Annotated in this window: 22 protein-coding genes; 20 read left to right on the top strand and 2 right to left on the bottom strand. The window is 56.1% G+C overall.

The genetic code is table 11. The annotated features are described in order from the left end of the window. Positions 1-10: 10 nt before the first annotated feature. On the top strand, positions 11-628 hold the full coding sequence (locus ACYQ6M_RS04560; RefSeq protein WP_023000419.1) for a hypothetical protein: 618 nt from the start codon (positions 11-13) through the stop codon (positions 626-628). Here ACYQ6M_RS04560 and ACYQ6M_RS04565 read toward each other — a convergent pair. After that, a complete protein-coding gene (locus ACYQ6M_RS04565; protein ID WP_460072390.1) occupies positions 625-2409 on the bottom strand; it encodes a B12-binding domain-containing radical SAM protein in 1785 nt (594 codons plus the stop codon). The genes ACYQ6M_RS04560 and ACYQ6M_RS04565 overlap by 4 nt on opposite strands. A 167-nt stretch (positions 2410-2576) precedes the next feature. Further along, positions 2577-3578, bottom strand: a complete 1002-nt coding sequence (ftrA, locus tag ACYQ6M_RS04570) for a transcriptional regulator FtrA (protein ID WP_460072392.1) — start codon at positions 3576-3578, stop codon at positions 2577-2579. Positions 3579-3657: 79 nt separating this feature from the next. Here ftrA and ACYQ6M_RS04575 point away from each other — a divergent pair, with 79 nt between their 5' ends. The 19 genes from ACYQ6M_RS04575 to ACYQ6M_RS04665 all read left to right on the top strand — a co-directional run bounded on the left by ACYQ6M_RS04575 (position 3658) and on the right by ACYQ6M_RS04665 (position 21249). Next, a complete protein-coding gene (locus tag ACYQ6M_RS04575) occupies positions 3658-4056 on the top strand; it encodes a rhodanese-like domain-containing protein (RefSeq protein ID WP_023000422.1) in 399 nt (132 codons plus the stop codon). Positions 4057-4281: 225 nt separating this feature from the next. Then, complete coding sequence (locus ACYQ6M_RS04580) at positions 4282-4752, top strand: hypothetical protein (RefSeq protein ID WP_055655567.1); 471 nt, start codon at positions 4282-4284, stop codon at positions 4750-4752. 148 nt (positions 4753-4900) lie between these two features. Next, positions 4901-5389 carry a hypothetical protein gene (locus ACYQ6M_RS04585; protein ID WP_460072395.1) on the top strand — a complete coding sequence of 163 codons (489 nt, stop codon included), beginning with the start codon at positions 4901-4903 and terminating at the stop codon, positions 5387-5389. A 108-nt stretch (positions 5390-5497) separates the two neighbouring features. Then, positions 5498-5968 (top strand): hypothetical protein, encoded by a 471-nt coding sequence (locus ACYQ6M_RS04590; RefSeq protein ID WP_075282655.1) that lies wholly within the window; start codon positions 5498-5500, stop codon positions 5966-5968. 146 nt (positions 5969-6114) lie between these two features. After that, positions 6115-6594, top strand: coding sequence for a hypothetical protein (locus tag ACYQ6M_RS04595; RefSeq protein WP_023000427.1), 480 nt, complete (start codon positions 6115-6117; stop codon positions 6592-6594). Continuing rightward, a complete protein-coding gene (locus ACYQ6M_RS04600; RefSeq protein ID WP_460072397.1) occupies positions 6594-6905 on the top strand; it encodes a hypothetical protein in 312 nt (103 codons plus the stop codon). Before ACYQ6M_RS04595 ends, ACYQ6M_RS04600 begins: the two co-directional genes overlap by 1 nt. A 175-nt stretch (positions 6906-7080) precedes the next feature. Beyond that, a complete protein-coding gene (locus tag ACYQ6M_RS04605; RefSeq protein WP_460072399.1) occupies positions 7081-8844 on the top strand; it encodes a hypothetical protein in 1764 nt (587 codons plus the stop codon). Between the two features lie 324 nt (positions 8845-9168). Beyond that, positions 9169-9390: a hypothetical protein gene (locus ACYQ6M_RS04610; RefSeq protein ID WP_460072401.1), complete on the top strand. Its 222-nt coding sequence runs from the start codon at positions 9169-9171 to the stop codon at positions 9388-9390. Next, positions 9390-11093, top strand: coding sequence for a portal protein (locus tag ACYQ6M_RS04615; protein WP_460072403.1), 1704 nt, complete (start codon positions 9390-9392; stop codon positions 11091-11093). The genes ACYQ6M_RS04610 and ACYQ6M_RS04615 overlap by 1 nt, the downstream gene beginning before the upstream one ends. Continuing rightward, positions 11080-11394, top strand: coding sequence for a Bbp19 family protein (locus ACYQ6M_RS04620; RefSeq protein ID WP_460072405.1), 315 nt, complete (start codon positions 11080-11082; stop codon positions 11392-11394). Before ACYQ6M_RS04615 ends, ACYQ6M_RS04620 begins: the two co-directional genes overlap by 14 nt. 2 nt (positions 11395-11396) lie before the next feature. Continuing rightward, positions 11397-12308 (top strand): hypothetical protein, encoded by a 912-nt coding sequence (locus ACYQ6M_RS04625; protein WP_460072407.1) that lies wholly within the window; start codon positions 11397-11399, stop codon positions 12306-12308. Positions 12309-12511: 203 nt separating this feature from the next. Beyond that, positions 12512-13168: a hypothetical protein gene (locus ACYQ6M_RS04630; RefSeq protein ID WP_460072409.1), complete on the top strand. Its 657-nt coding sequence runs from the start codon at positions 12512-12514 to the stop codon at positions 13166-13168. A 301-nt stretch (positions 13169-13469) separates the two neighbouring features. Continuing rightward, positions 13470-14027 (top strand): hypothetical protein, encoded by a 558-nt coding sequence (locus tag ACYQ6M_RS04635; RefSeq protein WP_460072411.1) that lies wholly within the window; start codon positions 13470-13472, stop codon positions 14025-14027. A gap of 811 nt (positions 14028-14838) precedes the next feature. After that, positions 14839-15609 carry a hypothetical protein gene (locus ACYQ6M_RS04640; RefSeq protein ID WP_460072413.1) on the top strand — a complete coding sequence of 257 codons (771 nt, stop codon included), beginning with the start codon at positions 14839-14841 and terminating at the stop codon, positions 15607-15609. Between the two features lie 740 nt (positions 15610-16349). Continuing rightward, positions 16350-17387 (top strand): hypothetical protein, encoded by a 1038-nt coding sequence (locus tag ACYQ6M_RS04645; protein ID WP_139314137.1) that lies wholly within the window; start codon positions 16350-16352, stop codon positions 17385-17387. A 211-nt stretch (positions 17388-17598) separates the two neighbouring features. Then, positions 17599-17937, top strand: coding sequence for a hypothetical protein (locus ACYQ6M_RS04650; protein WP_062488068.1), 339 nt, complete (start codon positions 17599-17601; stop codon positions 17935-17937). A 21-nt stretch (positions 17938-17958) separates the two neighbouring features. Then, positions 17959-18621, top strand: a complete 663-nt coding sequence (locus tag ACYQ6M_RS04655) for a hypothetical protein (protein ID WP_460072415.1) — start codon at positions 17959-17961, stop codon at positions 18619-18621. Positions 18622-18753: 132 nt separating this feature from the next. After that, a complete protein-coding gene (locus ACYQ6M_RS04660; protein ID WP_031269103.1) occupies positions 18754-19353 on the top strand; it encodes an FMN-dependent NADH-azoreductase in 600 nt (199 codons plus the stop codon). Positions 19354-20103: 750 nt separating this feature from the next. Then, positions 20104-21249 (top strand): DUF2336 domain-containing protein, encoded by a 1146-nt coding sequence (locus ACYQ6M_RS04665; protein ID WP_062488094.1) that lies wholly within the window; start codon positions 20104-20106, stop codon positions 21247-21249. Positions 21250-21252 lie beyond the last annotated feature (3 nt).

A 21252-nucleotide genomic window follows, 5' to 3' on the forward strand; every position in this document is an offset into this window, starting at 1 on the left:
AGGCTCAGCCTTGTCTTCATCCAAGGATGATCTGCCTGTCGGGCAGATGACGAAACATTTCGCAGGCAATATCTCTCAACTGAATGCCATCGTTCTGTCCGATTATCGCAGGACCGAGGAAAACATCGGTTATCACAAGGGCCGCCTGGACCAGGGGTTCAAGCTGCTGGTCCTCAAGCACTTGCCGCTGCCGGAAGTGTTCGAGTTTCAGGGCACGACCTTGCGATCAGGCGGGCGGTATGGCCTGCCGGAGGAAACGCAGGAGGCGGACAGGCGGCGCGCGACCGTGCATGACGGCATTCTGGCGGACCGCGGCGCTGCGGGATACCGCGATCTGCAGACCCGTGCCCTGAGCCTTGCAACCGTGACCGGGCCGAAGCGGCTGGTGAAGGTCATGCCCACGATCCGGCATGACGAACATATGGCCCCGCGCGATCAATATCCGATGGGCGGCGGTTTTCTGCAGTGGGACCTGAAGAAGCCCGGCTTGCCGTTTTTCTGCGCGGCGCATTTCAAACCGGGCGGCACGGTGGTGACCGTGGACGGCATATTTCAGGTGAACTCGGACAACTTCCTCGCGGACTATCCGCAACGCGAGAAACTGCAGAAGTATCTGCAGACGATTTAAGCTTTTGCCACCTTCGTTCCGCGCGCGCGCTGCTTGATGCCTTCCATTTTCCGATGGGTGGCAACTGCCTGACGGCCGCCGCGGGTCGCGGTGTAGAGTTCCAGCGTTTCGAACTCGGCCTTTTCCACCGATGCAATTGCCTGATCGGAATAGGCGAAGCGGTTCGGATCTGACCAGAGTTTCCTGATGAAACGCAGATAGCGCCAGCGGGTGGCAGTCAGGATGGCAAGGTTCCGCAGGGTTTCGAGATAATATTTCGGATAGAAGATCAACGGATTTTCCAGAGGCAGACCCTGGCGGCGGTCCTTGCGGTATTTCAGTCGCAGAAAGCCACCATCGAGCGAAAACACATTGTGCAGCCGGGACGCGGTTCCGTAAATGATCAGCCGATTCATGGTGGCGATCTTCTTGTTGCTGCCGAGGGCGGCAGCCCGGCGCAGTATCGTGCGGCAATGGTCCGGTGAATAGAAGCTGGCCCAGGCATCCAGATAGAGCTTGTCCAGTTCCTCCCCGGGCAGGTTCGGATGGCGGATGACATTGTGTGTGAGGTCGTACCGGTTGAGGTCCGGATGGATCCAGGTGCCGGCGGCGACCGCATCGCGGTGATCCTCCGAGCCGGGCAAGGGCGTCAGGATGGAGAGCGACAGGATATCGACGGCAAGCTCCCGCTTGAGGACGTCGATATCGTGAAGGACCGAGGCGCGGGTGTCGTTGGGAAAGCCGATGATGTAACCGGCGGTCAGGATGACCGGGTGTTTCTTCCAGGCCAGGAACATCTCCCGGTAGTCGGTGATCTTGTTTTGCCGTTTCTTGGAGCCTGCCAGATTGTCCGGATTGATGTTTTCCAGGCCGATAAAAACCTGATCAACACCGGCACGTACGCATTTCTCGATAAAATTCGGGATCTTGTGACAGAGGGTGTCAACCTGGATGATCAGCGTGAATGTGTGATCTTCGTCTTCCCGCATGCGGATGAGCGTGTTGAGAAAGGCTTCCCAGTTGCGATTTCGGGCGAAATTGTCGTCGGTGACAAAGAACTTGGTGACCCCGATTCTTGCGTGGTCGCGGATGATATTCTCCAGATCCTCCGTCGATCGGAACCGGCTGCCGCGCCCCTGGACATTGATGATGCAGCAGAAGCTGCACTCGAAGGGGCAGCCACGGCCGAGATCGAAACTGCCATAGCCAAGAGTCGATTTTTCGACCTGCGCCCGATCGACAACGGGCACCGGCTCACCGGGCAGGGACGGCAAGTCCTTCAGGTGATCGTAGATGGGTTTCAGCTTGCCTGCATAGGCGTCGCGCAGGACCGGGTCGAACCGGCCGCCTTCGGCCTCGCCCAGAAAAAAACTGATGCCGAGATCTGCGGCTTCGCGCATATCGGCAGGCATCTGCGGCAGCATGGCCATGCAGCCGGTGATGTGAAAGCCGCCGATGCAAACCGGGAGGCCGGCCAGGAGAAATGGGCGAGCAAGATCGACAGCTCTCGGAAACTGGTTGCTCTGGACGCCGGTGAAGCAGATGAGGGCCTTACCGCCCTGCCGCTGAATACCGGCGATCAACTGATCCGGTCGGATGCGGGTGTTGCCTTCGTCAATTGCCTGGATGACCATTTCCACCTCAGGCCCCAGAACCTGCCTATGTTCGCAATCCCTGGAAATTCCGAGAAGACAGGAAAGTGAATTGGCCGGTATCGAAGTTTTGTGCCAGTGAATCGGATAGCCGTTGTCGTCATATTTCGTTGGCCTGATAAGAACCAGGTGAAAAATATCCGGTTTCATGGCTTTCCCCGCCGGTTGAATTATTCAAAATCAGGCTAACAAGGATCCGGTTCGGAGGAAATACTTAGATTACGTTTGGGAAGGTTCTCGCATTCGGGAAATATGTCCATGGTCCGCCGCTTTGATAAGTCTGCTGGGACAATACTCCTGGGGCAGGGCCGCTGGCATCAGGCCGTGCGAGCAGCGAAGCGGATGCGGTAGTCGGTCGGGCGCAGGCCGAGTTTCTTGCGGAAGTGGTGGCGGAGCGCGTGGGCGCTGCCGAAACCGACGCGGGCCGCGATCGTTTCCATGTCGTCGTCGCCCCGGCTGAGGATCTCCTTGGCGGCCTCCAGACGCTCCTGAACCAGCCACTCGCCCGGTGTCAGCCCCGTTGCTTCGGTGAAGCGGCGCTGGAAGGTGCGCGGGCTGAGGCGGCAGAGGGCCGCCATGGTTTCAATGGTCCAGGCCGTCTGCAGCGCCTGCCTGACTCGCTCCAGAATCGGTGCGATTTCGTTGCCCTCGCGATGAGCGACGGGGCGTTCCAGGAACTGAGCCTGGTCGCCGGTGCGGTGGGCGGGAACGACGAGGCGGCGCGCAACGGAGTTGGCCTTGTCTGCCCCGTAATCCTGGCGGATGATTTCGATCATCAGATCGATGCCGGCGGCGCTGCCCGCAGACGTGTAGATCCGGTTTTCCTGACGGTAGAGCGAGGCCTCGTCGACGGTGACGGCGGGGTGCCGCTCGCGCAGCTTTTCCGCGTAACGCCAATGGGTGGTGGCGGAGCGACCGTCGAGCAGACCGGTGGCTGCCAGCACGAACGCACCGGAACAGATGGACACGAGCCGCGCGCCCCGGCTGTGTGCCTCGCAAAGCCGGTCGGCAAGCGCTTGGGGAACCGGGTAATCCGCCCCTTTCCAGCCGGGCACGACGATGATGTCCGCCTCGGCTATGCGTTCCGGGCCATGGTCTGGCAGGAGTGTCAGGCCACCATGGGCGCGTAAGGGGCCTTCCTCGACCGGGCAACTGGCGAAGCGGTACCAGTCGGTGCCGAATTCGGGGCGGGCCAGACCGAATATCTCAGCGACGATACCGAACTCGAACGTGCAGAGCCCATCGTACAGCAGGGCGACAACAAGCGGCCCTTCCAGAGCTGAGGGGGGCGCGGTTTGAGGGACTGGATCTTTTGTCATGATATTTACGTATATAGTCAATCGCGCCAATTGCCAATCGGCGTTCATACGGCGACAAACAGCGGGAAAGGAGACCTTCATGACCAACAATGTCACCGCTGTTCCGGCCGCCCCGAGCGATCTCGCCAGGGAACATTTTGCCGCTGAATTTACCTTCGAGGCCGATTGCTGGGATGTGCACGACGCCCTTCAGGGCGAGCCTGGCTTTGTGTTGCTGGATGTGCGCAGTCCGGCGCTGTTCGAAAAAGGCCATGTGCCCGGCGCGATCAACCTTCCCCACGGCAAGATCATCCGTTCCAAGATGGCCAGGTGGCCGGAGGAGACATTGTTCGTGACCTATTGCGCCGGCCCGCATTGCAACGGTGCCGCACGGGGGGCGTTGCGGCTTGCGGAACTGGGACGCCCGGTGAAGATCATGGCAGGTGGCGTGACCGGCTGGATCGACGAAGGTTTTGAGCTGGCAACCGGTAATTCATGAGCTGAGCCGCAGCAAGAGCCCCTGCCTGCCTGACCCTGCCTGCTTTGGCCGGTCAGGCGGGGGCATTACCAGCAGCATCGGTCGAAGAGAAACGATAGCCAGGGCCGCGGCAAGGGAAGCCTTCAGGAAAGCTCCAGCGGCAGGTTGCAAAAATTCACTGGATCAACCACAATCCTCTCAGGAACAAAGAATGAACATTTTTTAGGGAATTTGGACGCAGGACCCATGGCGGATTTTGAAGATTTGACCGGCTGGCGGGAAGAGCTGGCCGCATTTGAGAAAACGGAAGAAGGCAGGGCCTTCTTTGCCGGCAACAAGCGCTACGGTGGCATCAAAGTTCCATATGAGAATGTCGTGCAGATGGTTGAACTGATCCGCGGTGATGAAGAGCTGCACGAGGCTTTACGGAAGAAAATCTGGTTTGCGGCCTATGCCGAAAAGCATGATCTGGAAGTTCACGACGATGAGTTTCTAGAGCTGAACCCGCTCGAGGCTCATGACACCTTTATCGCATTTGAACGGTGGTACCTGATGAAAGCTCCGGTTCGCTTTGATAAAAGGGACTTGATCGTTGCGACATGGCTGGCCATCGATTTGGAGGAGGGCAGGCTGACATCACTCAGAACTGAACAGGCCCGAGACTTCATCAAGGAAAATTATGCGCGCTATATCTCCTTTCCGGGGGAGGAGACGTGATGGAGAAGATTGTTGCGATAGATGCCAATGAAATCAGCCCGATCATGAAAAACTTGGGGCTGGAAGGATTGATCGCCACCGCAAAGCGGGGCTGAAAGAACTTTGGAACAATTGGTGAACATTTGAGACGAGTTTGGAAACAGGACCCATGGCTGATTTTGAAGACATTACCGGCTGGCGGGAAGAGTTGGCCGCATTTGAGAAAACGGAAGAAGGCAGGGCCTTTTTCGACAAATACAGTTCGTGGAGCCCAACAAGACCCCGGGCACCCAAATTGCCATATGAAACAATCCTCCATTTCGCAGAGTTATTCCTCAGGCATCCGGAAGTTCTTGAGGCGCTGAAGAAATCAGGTGCTTGGCGCGATTATCTGACTGCCAATCCGGATTTCGGCCGGGATGATGAGGGGTTTGATGAGCTTTGCCCGTGGGCGGACAACGAAACCATGTACGACTTCGAACGCTGGTATGCGATGAAAACGCAGATCCCCTATGACGGTAACCTCGATCCCGGCCGGCGCTTAGCCTACAGGGTTGCGATCGGAGAGCTTCCATCCCTGGCGGCTCCGGAGACCCGGGCTTACGCTGAAAGAGAGCATTCGACGGATATCGCCTTTTCAGACAAGGGGGCGAAATGAAAGAGAAGGTTATTTTTCCGGACGTAAGCAGACGCAGTGCTTCTGTCGTGTGCAAGAGTGTTTCGGAACAATTGATGAACATTTGGTATGGATTTGGACATAGGACCCATGGCGGATTTTGACGACATTACCGGCTGGCGGGAAGAGCTGGCCGCATTTGAGAAAACGGAAGAAGGCAGGGCCTTCTTTGCCGGCAACAAGCGCTACGGTGGCATTAAAGTTCCATATGAGAACGTCGTGCAGATGGTTGAACTGATCCGCGGGGATGAAGAGCTGCACGAGGCTTTACGGAAGAAAATCTGGTTTGCGGCCTATGCCGAAAAGCATGATCTGGAGGTTCACGATGATGAGTTTGTAGAGCTGAACCCGCTCGAGGCTCATGACACCATTATCGATTTCAGGAAATGGTACCTGATGAAAGCTCCGGTTCGCTTTGACAAAAGGGACATGATCGTTGCGACATGGCTGGCCATCGATTTGGAGGAGGGCAGGCTGACATCACTCAGAACTGAACAGGCCCGAGACTTCATCAAGGAAAACTATGCGTCTTTTGTCTCCTTTCCGGGGGAGGAGGCGTGATGGAGAAGATTGTTGCGATAGATGCCAATGAAATCAGCCCGATCATGAAAAACTTCGGGCTGGAAGGATTGATCGCCACCGCAAAGCGGGGCTGAGAGAGTTTCGGAACAATTAGTAACATTTGAGATAATTTGGACACAGCACCCATGGCGGATTTTGAAGATATTACCGGCTGGCGGGAAGAATTGCAGGCATATTACGAAGAAGGGGGGCAAGAGGCGGTCGATTATATCTATCGACATGATCCAGAGGTCTTCCTTGTGAGTACCAGGCTCTCCCAAGTGCAGCGTTTTGCTGAACTTCTGCTAAAAGACCCGGAACTTAGAGATGCGACTGCTCAGCAAATGGAGTGGTTGAAAGTTGTTGACGCCAATGGGGGAGCCGTTGGCAGGGGGGATCCGGAATGGGACAACCGGCCACTAGAGGCTCACATACTCATGGGAGACTTTTACGAATGGTACTGCCTGAAATCCGGGTATCCTCACGAAGCCAGGCACCTGTATAGTTTTGGTATGTTTACTGCCTGCGATGTCCTTGCGGGAAAATACGAATCTGTTCGGTCAAAGGCGTGTGTCGAATTTTTGCTAGATAGTGGTTACATCGAGCAAGACGAAGGAGGCTTGTGATGAGCAAGCAAACAGTCGTTGCACTCGACCATGCCAAGGTCGGGACGTTGCTCGCCTATACTGTCGAAAAAAAATTACCAAAAGAACAAATAAGGAACAAAGTATTTTCTGTTCTTGATGCCGTTGCTGGATTGGGCGACAAGGTTCTCTATGTACCAAGCGTTGGAACAACAGAACTCACAAACAATATTGCGATTGAATATCTGCCGCATTTCGATGGCTGGTTGAAAAAAAAGAACTTACAACAACAAGATCCTCACAGCATCCGAGGTGAAATCCGAGCGGGCCAAGAAGAAATTCGATCCGGATAATAGGCGAAACTCGTCCAGAGGGGGGTATGAAGGCTGGGATATGGATGTCCGGCAGTTCATGCTGAATAGAAACAACAGAGAGAAGTACGATTTTCTCGTTATTAGTGCGGACGGTGCTTTTCTAGATAACAAATTCAATGCCGACAATGCACTTGAGCGCATGAAATTCAGACGGATGAGTTTCAAATCCCTGATGATCTCGATGCTCACCCATCCGGATGTACCGCTGACACCGCAACAGCACGACACAATTGTTCACGCAGCGAACTCGACTAGCCAAAAATTTGGTGCTTTTCACAATCTAGAGCAAAGTCACCCGAAGATTCCTGAAAGCTTCGAGGCAGCGCTCGAGATTAAGAACGCTCACCGACCGATTGAACTCAACGTTGGCAAGCGGTTTAAGAAGTTGGTCAAGAACGGCGCGCCGGTTTTCGTTCTTGGCCTTGCCGCGCCGGTGATATTCAACAAGGTTCAGGCACGTGCGGACGAGCGGAACATACCGTTTGCGCAGGCGGCAAGAGAGCTGGGGCTGGAGTTTACAGAGGACGATCTGAAGTCCATGGCGGCGGAGGCGGGCCTCGACCTGGCCGTTTCGCTGACGCCTGTCGGGCCGCTGAAAAAGGCCTGGGACGTTCTGGGCAATCTGGACGACATTATCGCCTTGACCCAGCTTTATGGCGAAGCCTATCCGGACAACCTGGTGATCCGGAAAATGGCCGAAATTGCTACAACCGTCGAAGGATCGGAGGCATTTGGCGCTTACGTTTATGGCCGGGACGCGCTGACAGGCGCGGTGGGCAGCGCAATCGACTGGGCGTTTGCCGGCAGCGAGGGTGAGGAAGAGGCCTTGCAGGCGCTGCAGGGGATACAGAACGCGCTTGAGGCCGGCGGAGCCGTGGAGCAGGCCGCAAACCGCGGCGCAACACGCGAAGAATTGACTGACACCCTGACGAGAGACGCAGAGCTGCACCGGGGACAGGTCAGGCAACTGTTGTCGGCGGCCCCGGTGGCGGCGACAGATGCGCCGCTTACGGCACCGCGGCTGGAGGACGGCAGTCTTTCTTCTGAAACCATCCTGATGGATGGCGGGCAAGTGCCATTGGGCGAGAAGCCGGTTCTGCCAGGCTCTTCCGCCATTCTGGCCCCTGGTTTTGAGGAGGCGCGCCAAAACGGCGTGTCTGAGGGCAGCGTGTCTGGAGCCGGCGCAGTTGGGGCCGAAGTGGGCACCGGCAAGCTGGACGGCGTGAGTGCCACAACGGCGGCCGATGTTGCTGACGCCTCGGCCGGTTTGGCTGCATCTGCTGATCTGGCCCGGAAAAGTTCCTATGACCGATATCGGCAGATCGGCAGAACTGCCGCCGAAGAGGCGGAAGCGCTTGCGGATTACGAAAGGCTGTTCAGGCAAAGCTATGTCGAACTGGGCGGCCACAAGGAGGCTGCCAGGGACTATGCGATTTACCGGTTCAAGCAGATGTGGGGTCTTTCGGCCTTCGCGCCGGAGGCGGCAGGAACCGTATTGAAATATCCGGTCGAGACAGCCTATCCGGATCTTGAAAAAGACGGCCATGGTTACGTGCGCAAGGACGTTGAGGACCTGCTGAAAGCACAGGGTGTGCGCGCCGCGAAATGGCATCTGATGCCAAATGACAAGACCGGCCGGGACAGGCAGCAGGCCCCGGCGGACGAGGACGGCTACGGCCCGCGCATGACATTGACCTATGACGACGAGACCGGACAGCGCCATTTGCTGACGGAAGACTTTCAGGCAAATGTCGGCCGGGTTCGGGACAGGGCGTGGCAGGCGCACATCCCAAACAACAGCAGGCGGGCCGCGCGGCAGGCCCCTGCCGCACCGGCTGGAAACATTCCGGCGGCGCTGGCTGCCGCAGCGCCCGGTAAAGCTGCGCCGGTGGATGGAGCTTCCTCCGGGGCGCGGTGAAAAACACCGCCTCGGGCGCACAACCGGGAAGCTTCAAAAAGCCTTTGAGTGGCAAGAGCTTTCCGGAAATGCGTGTCTGAACAACAGGTTCAGACATCTGGCCTTGCTGGACGCTTCGTCAAAACAGGGCTAAAACAGACCTCATACCGGTACTTTGGAAAATTGCGGCTTGGCCGGCAGGAACGCCTTGGCGCAGCCGGATACGTCCGTTCGATCTTTTTCCGGCCGCTTGCGCGGACCGGCCTTGAGGCGCTGCCGCCGTGCCGGCAGGCGGCGCCGATTACACGTTTTCAAGACATTGAGAGAAAGGGACCACCCATGTGCATGTTTGGTGGGGGAGGCTCCAAGCAGCCGGACCCGGAACCGACACCGCCGCCGCCGCGCGAACCCGACCCGCAGCGGCAGGCGCGCATCCTGCAGGAAAACGGGCGCCGGCGCCGGGCCGCCGCCTATAACACCCGGGCCACCAACCTGACCGGCCCGTTGGGCGTTGCCGATTACGGCAGTGCCTCGCGGCCCGGTGTCACACTTTTGGGGCGTGCGTGATGGGAGTTGTCGACGATCTGAAAACCGAGTTGCAATCGGCCCGGGCGGAGCGCCAATGGGTGGAGGCGGACTGGCAGGACTATGTCACCTATACGGCGCCGGACATGGAGCGGGCCTTCAACCGGCCCGGCGGCGTGAGCGCCCGGGATGGCATGAGCGCCCTGCGCGGGTCTGCCGCCCGGGACCGGTCGCGCAAGCTGTACGACCCGACCGCTGTCTGGCTGCTGGACAGGCTTGCTTCCGGCATCGGCTCGCTGACCATGCCCGAAGGCTTTCCCTGGCATGGGGTCGGTTTCGGCGATCCGTTTGCGCCGGCGCCCAGCCAGGCGGACGAGGAGTTTTTCGAACTGGTGCGCGATCACCTGTTTCGTGTGCGGTATTCGGGACGTTCCGGCTTTGCGCTGGCCAACCGCTCGCGCCTGCTGTCCACCGTGAAACTGGGGACGGGTGTGCTGTTTCCGGTCGAAAACGAGGACAGCCTGGCGGATATCCGCACGCCGGTTCATTACCGCTATGTGCCGCTTTACGAGATTTACCTGGTCATCGATGCCCAGGGCAACGATTGCGGGTTCTTTCGGGTGCGCACGCTGAAGGCGTGGCAGGCGGTGAAGGAATACGCCGGCAATGTGTCGCCCAAGGTGAAGGAAGACGCGGCCGACGCGAAGCGCAAGAACACGGACTACACTTTCGTGCATGCCTGCTTTGTGCGCGAAGGCGGTCACGCCCAGGCAACCGACACCAGGAAATCGCGGTTCGAGAGCATCCACTTCGAGGAAGACAGCGGGCATATCTGCCGGCGGGGCGGCTTCTTCGAATATCCGCTGGTGATCAGCCGGTGGGACCGGGACGGGCTGTCGCCCTATGGCTCGCCGCCGCAGGCAAAGCTGATGAGCGACATCAAGAGCCTGCAGAGCCTGGCACGAGACGGGCTGATTGCCAGTTCGCAGGCGGTGCGCCCGCCGATCGCCACCCATGCGCAGGAGCGCCAGCTTGACCTCAACCCCGGCCGGATCAACCCCGGGCTGATCGACGAGCAGGGCCGGCCGCTGTTCCGGCCGATGATTGACACGGTGAACCCGGGGGCGGCGGATGCGCAGATCGAGACCATCCGCGAGAAGCTGCGGGTGGGGCTTTATGGCGACCTGTGGCAGACGCTGCTGGAAGGCAATGGCCGCACGGCAACGGAAGCCAATATCCGCCGCAAGGAAATGGCCGACATGATCGGGCCGTTCTCCACCAACATCATGGCCGGAAACGAGGCCTTGTTCGAACGTGAGATCGGCATTCTGGGCCGGAGGGGCGCTTTTGCCCCCGGTTCGCCCCTTACCCCGCCGCAAAGCGTGCTGGAGGGCGATGTGACCCTGACGCCGACGGCGCCCATCGACCAGATGCGCGAGGCCGGGCATTTCGAGGCGATCATGGGCTTCCAGGAGTATCTCGGCATCGCAGCGGGGGCCGATCCCTCCATTCTGGATCTGCACGACCGGGAAGCCGAATACGACCTGACCCGCCGCGCGCTAGGGCTTCCCGCCAAGCTGAGGCGGCGGCCGGAAGAGGTGGAGGCGCTTCGGCAGGAACGGGCGGCCGAGCAGCAGCAACAGCAGCAGCTTGCGACCGGCGAAAGCATGGCGCGGATCGCCCGCGACGGGGCGCCGCTTCTGCAGGCCCTGGGCGGCGAAGGAGGGCTGGATGGTCTGGCGTAGCCTCAAACGAGCCGCCCGGCAGCGCCGGGAGCGGGCTGGAATGCTGGAACGGGCCTATCGGTCCGTTTTTTTGTGTCCGGACGGCGAAATCGTGCTGGCGGACCTGGCCGCCGAATGCGGCATCTACCAGGCGCCGCCGGTGAACCTGGAGCCGAGGGCGGGCGGTTATCTGGACGGGCGCAAGGCACTTTATGCCCGCATCCTGTCGATGATCCGCATTCCGCCGGAAGAGCACGCCGCGCTGCAGGAAGCCGCCCGGCTGGAAATGCTGCCCGAGTTCGAAACTGACGAGGAATATTGACGATGTACGACGCGATCGACCCGGCGGCAGGACCGGAGGCCGGCGGGCAAGACGGTTCTGGACACGATGGTATGGGGTATTACCCTTCGGAGGGGGGAGGTTTCATCGACGGCCTGAGCGATGCCGACCGGGACATGGCCGCCAGCTATGGCTGGCGCGATACCGCCGGCATTCTGGAAAGCTATCGCTCGCTGGAAGACAGACTGTCCGGGGCGCTGCGGGTTCCGGGCGAGGATGCCGGCAGCGAGGAGCAGGCGGCCTTTTATGCCGATGTTTCCAGCCGCTGGACGCCGAAGGACGGCTATCGCTTCAAGATGCCCGAGACGCTGCCGGAAAACTTTCCCTACGACCAGGCCTTTGCGCAGGAAGCCGGAGACTGGTTCAAGGAGGCGGGGCTTCACCCTGAGGCAGCGCAGAAGCTGCACGACCGGTGGGTGGGCAAGATGGCAGAGCAGTTTTCCGCCCATGAGGAAGCGGCTTTTGACGCAGCGCAGAAACAGGGCGAGGCCGCCGAGGCCGCGCACATGTCTCTGGTCAGGGAATATGGCGAACCGGACAGCGACGGCTATCAGAACGCCATTGCCAAGGCCGACCGGGCGCTGAGCACCCTGAAGACGGCCGGGGTGGACCTGACAGGATGGTTTGCGGAAAAAGGCGCCCTGACCACGGCTGGAAGCGACGGTTCGCAGCAGGTGACGGACCCCGTGGCGGTGAAGCTGCTCGCCTTCATCCACGACAGCGCCTTTTCGGAAGACGGCCTGAACGGTTTCGGCGCGGGTGGGGAGGGGGGCAATCCCTTCGAGACCGGCAATCCGGACCTCAGGCAGCAGTCGGATCTTCTGGAAAACAGCCCCTTGCGGGCACGGCAGATGATCGTCGCGGCGGGGCGGGATCCACGGTTGTTCGGGCTGTAGCGAAGTCTGATAATGATGGCCACAAACTGGTTTAAGGCTTGGTTTTCATGAAGCCGTAGTTCGCAGGAAGGTCTGCTTTGTTTGGTAGGTGAACTTTTCTCATACACTTTTCAGTTGACTACTGAACAAATCATGAACAAATTGGACTCTAGGCAGAGGTTTTGCCAGGTAAAAATTCGAAGTGATTGAGAAGGGAGCCGACAGTGCGTCGTTTTACAAGACTAAGAAGACTTATTATTGCTGGTGCAACAATTTTGGCCACGACAAGCCTTGGAACCACTGTTTCCTACGCCTGTGTAAACAATATGGATATGGTCAAAACCATAACTGGATTGATGGCGGACAGAAAATTCCAACAAGCAAGCCAGTATGCGGAAGAAAATCTCGACGTATGCCCGATGCAGGCCAGGTTTTATCTGGCGTTATTGACTGTAGAGGGACGCGATAACCGGCCAAGTTGCGACGCCGTGTACCAGTTGGAAGAAAATTTCTCGATTAACAATTCCAAAGACAGCCCGGAAATCTTAAGAAAGTCGAATGAAGACACAATTGTAAGTTTGCTCAATCGTATCTACATCGGCGGATATATTGAATATTCAATGATCGAGGGGAATACCTATTCAACTCAGTTGTATATCTCTGAAAATCAGGAAAGATTTCTGAATTACCTGGAACTCGATAAGAATCTTGACACTGGTTACCTGAATGTTGTTCGGCTTCTCAGCTATGCGGAGCAACTTGGCGTTGATCTAAACAACTTTCCCAAAATTCTTGAAATTGTCGGCGCAGATTTCGAAAGAGACGAATACCTGACGAATTCGGGTTGGCCAAAGTCGATTATATGTGATGTTAGAAAATAGGCAGTAAAACTGAATGAAAAATCTGAATGACAATGAGGTTGAAACGGTTTTCGATTTGTACCGGCGTGGAAACACTCTTCGACAAGGTGACTTTCCAAATGAAAAGAATGGGCTCAAACCTTTCATTCGCGAAGGCAATCCCGGTAATCTGGTCGACGAAGGTTCGTTGGAATACCTGCGTTCGCAATAACTAGACCGGCTTTACGATCTGCCTGTCGATAGCAAACAGATTGGTGAGTTTAAGGAACGAATAAACAAGCTGAGGACAGAATTTTATAATCGTTCTATTCTTCCCGAAAGATTGCAAGAAAGTGTATTCGGATATTTTGAGAAAGTAATTGTTCAGGGAGAGATCGCTGACATCTTCAATGAAGAATTACAGAAAAACAATTATGATGGAGACATTGCAGAACAAAAAACCAGGGACTTTTATGAGAGAGCGTGGCCTGCCCTAGAAAGGGGTTATTCGATCGAAGACCTTCGAAAGGGGAAATATTCTGGGGAACATGATCTCAACGGTCCTGAAGGGAAAGTTTTTGATTTAAATCGCGAGATCGAACAAAAGCCATTTCAGAAGAGTCCTGTTCCCAGAGAGCAAATGGTGCCTGCTCCCTTCATGGTTCCCGTTCCGTCCAGCAAGCCAATGCAACCGATGTCTCGCAGAACTCCCTCTGGTTCGAAAAGTCCGAATGTCGGAATGGCAAGTTCAGAAGAAACACTAAGGCGATCGAACCAAAACCCGTTTTTTCTTGAGAAATCTGACCTTCGAGAACAAGATCAACTTCTGGAGAGCAATCCCTTGCTAGCACGGCAGATGATCGTCGCAGCGGGGCGGGATCCGCGGTTGTTTGGGCTGTAACAAGCAGTCTTTTCAAGTTGCCGCGGCGAGGATGAGCGCAAATCGCGTTTGGTGCCGGTTTTCGATTGTTAGTCTGGCAGATCTTGTGCTCAACCCGCATGGTGCAACACGCGAAGAAAGCCAGTGGTGAGCGAAACCCTGTTACCCGGTGAGTTCCTCACACCTGGGAATGATCCACGGTTCGCTGGATGGATCAACGTCGGTGGACCAGAAGGCCAGGTCGCCGGTTTCCAGTACTTCTGCGTGTACCTGATAAACACTGACATCGTCAGAGCCAGGCCACTTCTCGCGGCACACAAAGGTTTTTCCCTCTAATTTTTGGCATCTTGCGCTGTGATAAGCGCGATTTATCAAGAGTAGGTCGTCGATCATTGCGAAATCGTAAGGTATCCACTCTTCTGTGCAGAAATTTTCCTTTGCTTTTAATTCGTTAACGGAAAGAAATACCAGTAGATATGCGGCGATAAACTTAATGAAAAATCTCGTCAACGAATTCACTCGCAATGTCTATATCGCAGCTAAAAACCTTGGGTTGCCTGATCCTCAGGCGCGCTTGGCGGCAACACAAGCATCACTTGAGACCGCATATGCAAATCTGTCAAGATCGGTAATCCGGCCCACAGGCAACAATCGAATCTTTTGGAAAACAACCCTTTGCGGGTACCCCAGATGATCGTGTCCGCCGGTTTCGGAAGAGGTTTTCGTGCCAATTTCAATTAAGGGTTGATCAGGAACAAATAATGAACATATTCTGATTGTGCAGCAACTCGATGCCTTTCTTCGAGAGCGATGATATATAAAGGGATCCGGAATGAAATTGAACACCTTTCGCTTTATCAAGGGCTTTGGGGCAATTCTGAAAGTGTCGGGGGTTATTGCTCTGCCGTCGGTTTGCCTGGCCGCGGACGGTGCTGTCATCCCGTGGGAACAGCAACCTGAAGTTCTTCGGTCTGAAATAGAGGGCTATGTCAATTCAAGCCTCGATCCCGCAATGTTCAAGGTGCAGGTCGCGGAGGATGTCCGTGTGGTCTATCTGGGCTTTTCGCCCGAGGAAATCGAACAGAATGCGGAGCAGTTTCCGGATATTCCAGGCCACAAGGTGACACATCTTCCTTATGGTCGAGAGGATTATTATAGCATTCCCGTAAATATTGTAGATTACCAGACAAATAATACGATCACCTTGCTCAGTGTTGATTTGACAAAGGATGTCGTGCCGGGCGCTGACCTCTATAAAGGAGACATCAGAAAAGTGCTCGATCCGGATGGGGATTTTTTCCATGCGATAGGTACCTCTGTTTATCAATTGATGAGAGCTGGCGGTGTCATCGTTGAACTCGGCCCCCCGATCGAGCGTTTTCGTGATGCGGAGTTCTTCCATCGCAAAGCATTGTTGAATACGGCCTGCACGTCTCAATTCGATTACGCGTCGTTTGACGACGGTACACAGGAAAACACCATGGTTGTTTATTCCGGCGCCGAACCCGGTTCTGCCGAGCAGCTTCAGTGCCTGGAGATGCAGGCTCTGGTTTTCATGCGGCCTGCGGGACTTGCATTCGAGAGTGTATCTTCGAACGACTGATCTACTGCGGTTATTGACCTGATAAACCAAATTGCAGATCACTCGTCCGGGGGGCGTGTGGCCGGTTCCCGGACGGTGAAACGGCTTTGAAGTTCACGGTATGGGCCCGGTCTGACTTCCGGCTGTTCTGATGAGCAAGGCGGAACCAGCTAACTGCCGTGCCTCTGCCTTCGCGGTTGGCTTCCGAGCGAAGCGCATGGTCAAATTCCACCCCTTTATCAATTTCGATTTCAGTGTGCAGGCCTTTTGGCCTGCACAGATGTATTTCGACGTGTCGAATTCGCTGAGGAGGCGAGACAGCAGGCGCGGGAAATTCTGGGACTGAGCAAACCCGGAACGAAAACGTACGTGACACCCTGGACTGATGGATGGTCCGGAGTAAGGCTTCAAAATGGAGCAAATCCGTTCGACGTGAAGCGGTCTGATCTCAAGAAACAAGCTGAAATGCTGGACCGTAATCCGGCTGTCGCCCGTAAACTTATCCTCGCTGCGGGCCGGGACCCCGAATTGTTCCTGGTCTGAGGGGCCCGAGGCTAAGTGCGTTCTATGTCAACGTTACTCGAAGACGAATTTGCTGCTCCGATACCCCGGCCTTGCGCCGGGTTTTTTGTTTCTCACCCCAATAGGCAAACGCAGCGTGAAACAAACGATTTTGAAGGCGTGACCGAATGGTTCGCGATGCCTCGCTTTGTTTGCCTCTTGCTCAAACTTGATCTCTTACACAAACCCAAGGAAATTCAATGACATCTCAAATTTCTGACATCGTCGTCCCGCGTGTGTTTACCCCCTATATGGCGGAGAACAAGCCGGCGAAGCTGATCATGCTGGAAAAATCCGGCATTCTGGCCGGTCCGGCACCGGAAATCGGCAAGCGCTTCAAGGCCGGTGGCAACCAGATTGAAGTGCCGTACTGGGAAGACCTTGATGATGCCGAGCCGACGGTGATCGATGACAGTGATAACAAGATCGGTGTCAGCAAGATTACCGCCAGCGACATGAAGGCCTACAAGCACCGCCTGGCCAAGAAATACGGTGCCAAGACGGTGGCAAGCTATGCCGCAACGGGTCGGGGCGACAGCGCCATGAACCGGGTGGCGGAGCGGATCAGCGCTTACTGGGGACGCCGCAAGGAAGAGCGCATCATTGCGACGGCTGAAGGCGTGATCGCCGACAATGTCGCCAATGACAGCGGCGACATGGTCTATTCCATCTATTCCGATGTCGGTTCGCCGACGGCTGCCAACCGCATCAGCTATCAGGCGATCAACCGGGCCCGGCTGACCATGGGTGAAAACCTGGACGACCTGCGCGTGATCGCCATGCACAGCTTCGTCTATGGCACGCTTCTGGACGACGAAAAGATCGAGTTCAAGAAACCGTCCGAAGCGCCGTTCGAGGTGCCTTACTACGCCGGAATGATGGTGGTGCATTCGGAAATGATGCCGGTGACGGCGGGTGCCAATTCGGACGAATACTCCTGCTTCCTGTTCGCACCGGGCGCTTTCATGCATATCGACGAAGTGCCGAGCCGCTCGACGATCTACGGAAACGAGGGCACCGAAATCACCCGTGATCCGGATATTGGCGACGGCGGCGGTGCCGACTATCTGACCACCCGCCGTTTCGAGCTGATCCATCCGGCCGGAATGGATTTCACGGCGTCTTCTCTTGCCAAATCCCAGGGAGCGAGCCTGGCCGAACTGCGCAACGCGGCCAACTGGGACCGGAAATACAACCGCAAGAACGTGAAGCTGGCCTGCCTGAAGGTGAACATCTGACGGCGTACCCAGCGGGCAGTCTGGAGGCGAGCGACCGCAGACATCCACCCCAACGTTTTTGGACCGATCGACGTTTCTGCCCGTAGCCTTTCCTGCGGGCTTTTTGTTTGACCGGTTCGACCTCTCACGGGCCTGATCAAGTCAGGGCCTGTCAAACTTCTTGGGGCGGCGTTTGCCGCCCTTTTTCATTTTCTCGAAAAAGAGGCCAGACATGGACGAGATCATCATGCGCCGCTTGCGGCATCTCCAGCGCCTGGAAGAACAACACGAAGCCGATTTTCTGGCCCGTTGCGCCCCACCCAAAACCGAGGCCGAAAAGCGGCAGGAACACCTGGCCGATGCGCTGGCCGCGGACTGGAACCGCAAGCAAAGGGCGGCAAGGCAGCCACAGGCCGAAAAGCCGCTGCCCAAAGGCTGGCGCAAGGAGCACTGGAAGACCCAGCAGGCCATGGCCGCGGATTATGCCGGCGTAAAAGCCGCCAACAAATACGAGGCTGTTCAGGCGCTTGCTGCCTATGAGGCCAAAGCCGGCGACCTTGCCGCCGCCTGACCCATTCAAGGAAACTATTTCATGTCGGGAACCGTCAACACAGCCGTTGAGATGGCGAACCTTGCGCTTGCGCATCTGAAGGAAGCGCCCATCCGCGACTTCGATTTTTCCTCCGTGGCGTCGCGCTGGTTCAGGAACCATTATGCAGCGCACCGGGATGCCTATTTGGCCATGCACGACTGGGACTTTGCCATCGAGCTGGTGAACCTGCCTGCGGAAACCGAAAAACCGCCGTTTCGCTGGGCCTACCAGTACCAGCTGCCGGCCGACACGCTTCGCATTCCACAGCAGAGTGTTGGTGGATCGCCGGGAGCCGCTGGACGTGGCCTTGATCCGGACCGACCAGGCGCTTGGCCGGGCCAATGCCCGCGTGTTGCGGTGCAGCCGGTGGTACGACGAAATCAAACAGGGTTACGCAGGAGGCGTGCAGTGAACGAAGATCAGATGCGGGAAATTGCCCGCGAAGGCGGCAAAGAAGGCGGCCGGGAGGCTGCTCAAGAAGTGCTCAAGGCGCTCGGCGTCGATATCGAGAACACCATCGAAGCGCAGAAAGACATGCACTTTCTGCGTGATCTGCGCAAAGGAACGTCCAGCGTCAAAGGCAAGGTGATCAATACCGTTGTAGGGGCGTTGGCGCTGGCTGGCCTCTACAAGCTTCTGTCGGGAATTAGATGGGGGGCTTGAATTCTCAAAAAGGCATTGTTCGTTAACTTGACATACTGTTCACCATTTTGATGCTAGTTATTCGAAAATATCAAAACTATCTCCAATTAACGAACAAACGCCGATGCCGGTTTTGAAACTTTGGAGATCAAGATGTCCTCACCGTTGAAATCAATTCTGCATGTCAATGCCTCAGCACGTACCGCCGGTTCAGTGACGCGTGACCTCGGGCAGACCTTCGTGACACGTTTGCTGGCAAAATCACCAGATGCAAAAGTCCTTACTCGCGATGTTTCCCAAGGGGTACCGTTCCTGAGCGAAGAGTGGATTGGCGCGACTTTTACAGATCCTGCTGCACGAAGTGCAGAACAAAAAATGGTGCTTGCTCTGTCCGACACGCTTGTTGGAGAATTGAAGGAGGCAGACACCATCGTAATTGGGACGCCTGTTTACAACTTTTCTATTCCGGCTACGCTAAAAGCGTGGGTTGATATGATCGCGCGAGCAAGAGAGACGTTTCAGTACACTGAGAACGGACCTGTTGGTCTGCTTCAGGGTAAAAAGGCTTACGTCATCATTGCCTCTGGTGGAACCAAAATAGGATCAGAGATCGACTTTGCCGGAAACTACCTGAAGCATATTCTTGGCTTTATCGGCATCTCCGATGTGACAATGATCGCGGCAGATCAATTGATGATCGAACCGGAAAACCGTGACGCAGCACTGGCTCAAACGATTGAGCTGGCCGCATGAGCGGAACCTGTGTTTAGGCCTGATATACCAGCGTTTGAAATTGCGGAATGCAACAGGCTTCCTGCGAAGTGAAATTTTTGGTTGTGTCTGGGCAGCTGCGTCAATTGCCCAGTCTCCAGTACGTTCGGGTGCTATTTCTCACCCTCGACACCCGTACGAGCGATCAATTCTGGAATCAGCACAGCGTCTTCGGCGGCTGCACCTTCTGGTGCAGCCGACTACGCCGGGAATCTAAAATTGTTCGTTGAATTGTCCTGCTGTCTGCTCGGCGCAGCTCGTTTTCTTTGATTTCTTGCCGTTTGGTTCAGATTGCACCAACTACAATTGCAGCCAAAAACGCAAAGGCTGCTAGGAAGGCAATCATGTTCAGGTTCCGTACAAGGGTCATATGTCCGCTCCCGATTACCTCTTTCTGACGGGGTGATACTAAGTCAGCATAATGCCGAAGCGAAGCAAAAAAGATGCTGCAGCGCAGCGGAGAATTGCATTCCAGGGTTGTGTTTGTTGAGGAAGCATTAAGTAAAGCCTTGATTGGAAACGTTCACTGCCTTTTGCGAAAAAAAACAGAACTAATTTGTCCTGGAGATGCGATCGAGGGTTGCAAACATTTATTTGGCGCGTCGAATTATTTGTGGAGAGGCCTTCCTGCTGCTGGCCGTTTTTCCAGTTTATGCGGCGATCAACGGTAGCTTAATGTTAAGGGCCTGCTGATAATGTCGAGGCTTACGCGACTGTCGCGCCGGAGTGTCGATGATCAATCTTGCAAAACTTGCTGATCTGGCGAGGGACACAAGTGCTGGAGGGCGCAAAAGCCTGGTCAGCATGCTGACGGACCTGTTCGTGAACTCCGGTGACGACCGTGACGAGCAGATCAGCCTGCTATTTGGCGACATTGTTCTCAAAGTTCTCGGACAGCTGGAGGAAGAAACCAGGATCATTCTGTCCAAACGAGTTTGCAAGGAGAAAGATGCTCCTCGTGAACTGATGGTGAAGCTGGCACAGGATGAATTTCCGGTTGCCGGCCCGGTTCTGGAAAACTCACCTGCACTCACCTCAGAAGACCTGGTTGAGATCGCATGTTCTGCGTCGATGGAGCATCTGGGGGCAATTGCCGGGCGTGAAACCGTCGACAAGGCAGTTACCACTGTGTTGGTGGATCGGGGGGATACGGCGGTTTTAAGTAAAGTCGCTGAAAACCAGGGTGCAGAGTTCGCTGATGCATCCTTCCTGAAATTGGTGGAAAAAGCCCGATCGAGTGAAGCAATCCAGGCTGCCTTGATCAACCGCACCGACTTGCCGGATGCAGCTGCTCATGCCTTGCTGCCTTTCTTGACGGAAGAGTTGAAAGAAAGGGTCAGTGCACTCGGTGCCGACAGCACGCTTGTTCAGCTACTGGCTGAACGTGCCGCTACCGAAGTGGCCGCTCGTGCGCACAAGCTTGAAGAGGCACGTGAACAATCCAACGCATTGATCCGTGACGTGGTGAGCAAGAAGACCAAAATCGATGATGCCGTGATCTTGTTCGCCCGTTCGGATCGAACAGCGGAGCTGGGGATGTTGCTTGCTAAGGTAAGCAATCTGCCGCCCAGTGCGGTATCCCAGCTCTTGTTCAGCGCAAGCGACAAGCCATTGATAATTCTTTGCAAGGCGAACGGCGTTACGGCCGAAGCCTACAAGGATATCCTCACGATGAGGGCCAGGCGGTTGCGCATTGGCGGATTGGAGCTGAATGCCGCCATCCAGCGTTATGCAGCGCTTAGTGAAGATGGTGCCCGCAGATCACTTGAAACCTTGAAGCAATCCGGTGCTAATTTCGGTTTGAAAACCGAAGAGGAAAAAACCGAAGCGGAAGCCGTACGGTCGAAAAAGAACATTCCCTTCGCATCAAGTCGCTGATTT

The sequence above is a fragment of the Roseibium sp. ROS1 genome, from assembly GCF_054658215.1.

Bases quoted from the DNA above. Each gene is read 5' to 3' on its own strand.
- ACYQ6M_RS04565 (WP_460072390.1), bottom strand. From the start codon at position 2,409: ATGAAACCGGATATTTTTCACCTGGTTCTTATCAGGCCAACGAAATAT.
- ftrA (WP_460072392.1), bottom strand. From the start codon at position 3,578: ATGACAAAAGATCCAGTCCCTCAAACCGCGCCCCCCTCAGCTCTGGAA.
- ACYQ6M_RS04575 (WP_023000422.1), top strand. From the start codon at position 3,658: ATGACCAACAATGTCACCGCTGTTCCGGCCGCCCCGAGCGATCTCGCC.
- ACYQ6M_RS04580 (WP_055655567.1), top strand. From the start codon at position 4,282: ATGGCGGATTTTGAAGATTTGACCGGCTGGCGGGAAGAGCTGGCCGCA.
- ACYQ6M_RS04585 (WP_460072395.1), top strand. From the start codon at position 4,901: ATGGCTGATTTTGAAGACATTACCGGCTGGCGGGAAGAGTTGGCCGCA.
- ACYQ6M_RS04590 (WP_075282655.1), top strand. From the start codon at position 5,498: ATGGCGGATTTTGACGACATTACCGGCTGGCGGGAAGAGCTGGCCGCA.
- ACYQ6M_RS04595 (WP_023000427.1), top strand. From the start codon at position 6,115: ATGGCGGATTTTGAAGATATTACCGGCTGGCGGGAAGAATTGCAGGCA.
- ACYQ6M_RS04600 (WP_460072397.1), top strand. From the start codon at position 6,594: ATGAGCAAGCAAACAGTCGTTGCACTCGACCATGCCAAGGTCGGGACG.
- ACYQ6M_RS04605 (WP_460072399.1), top strand. From the start codon at position 7,081: ATGAGTTTCAAATCCCTGATGATCTCGATGCTCACCCATCCGGATGTA.
- ACYQ6M_RS04610 (WP_460072401.1), top strand. From the start codon at position 9,169: ATGTTTGGTGGGGGAGGCTCCAAGCAGCCGGACCCGGAACCGACACCG.
- ACYQ6M_RS04615 (WP_460072403.1), top strand. From the start codon at position 9,390: ATGGGAGTTGTCGACGATCTGAAAACCGAGTTGCAATCGGCCCGGGCG.
- ACYQ6M_RS04620 (WP_460072405.1), top strand. From the start codon at position 11,080: ATGGTCTGGCGTAGCCTCAAACGAGCCGCCCGGCAGCGCCGGGAGCGG.
- ACYQ6M_RS04625 (WP_460072407.1), top strand. From the start codon at position 11,397: ATGTACGACGCGATCGACCCGGCGGCAGGACCGGAGGCCGGCGGGCAA.
- ACYQ6M_RS04640 (WP_460072413.1), top strand. From the start codon at position 14,839: ATGAAATTGAACACCTTTCGCTTTATCAAGGGCTTTGGGGCAATTCTG.
- ACYQ6M_RS04645 (WP_139314137.1), top strand. From the start codon at position 16,350: ATGACATCTCAAATTTCTGACATCGTCGTCCCGCGTGTGTTTACCCCC.
- ACYQ6M_RS04650 (WP_062488068.1), top strand. From the start codon at position 17,599: ATGGACGAGATCATCATGCGCCGCTTGCGGCATCTCCAGCGCCTGGAA.
- ACYQ6M_RS04655 (WP_460072415.1), top strand. From the start codon at position 17,959: ATGTCGGGAACCGTCAACACAGCCGTTGAGATGGCGAACCTTGCGCTT.
- ACYQ6M_RS04660 (WP_031269103.1), top strand. From the start codon at position 18,754: ATGTCCTCACCGTTGAAATCAATTCTGCATGTCAATGCCTCAGCACGT.
- ACYQ6M_RS04665 (WP_062488094.1), top strand. From the start codon at position 20,104: ATGATCAATCTTGCAAAACTTGCTGATCTGGCGAGGGACACAAGTGCT.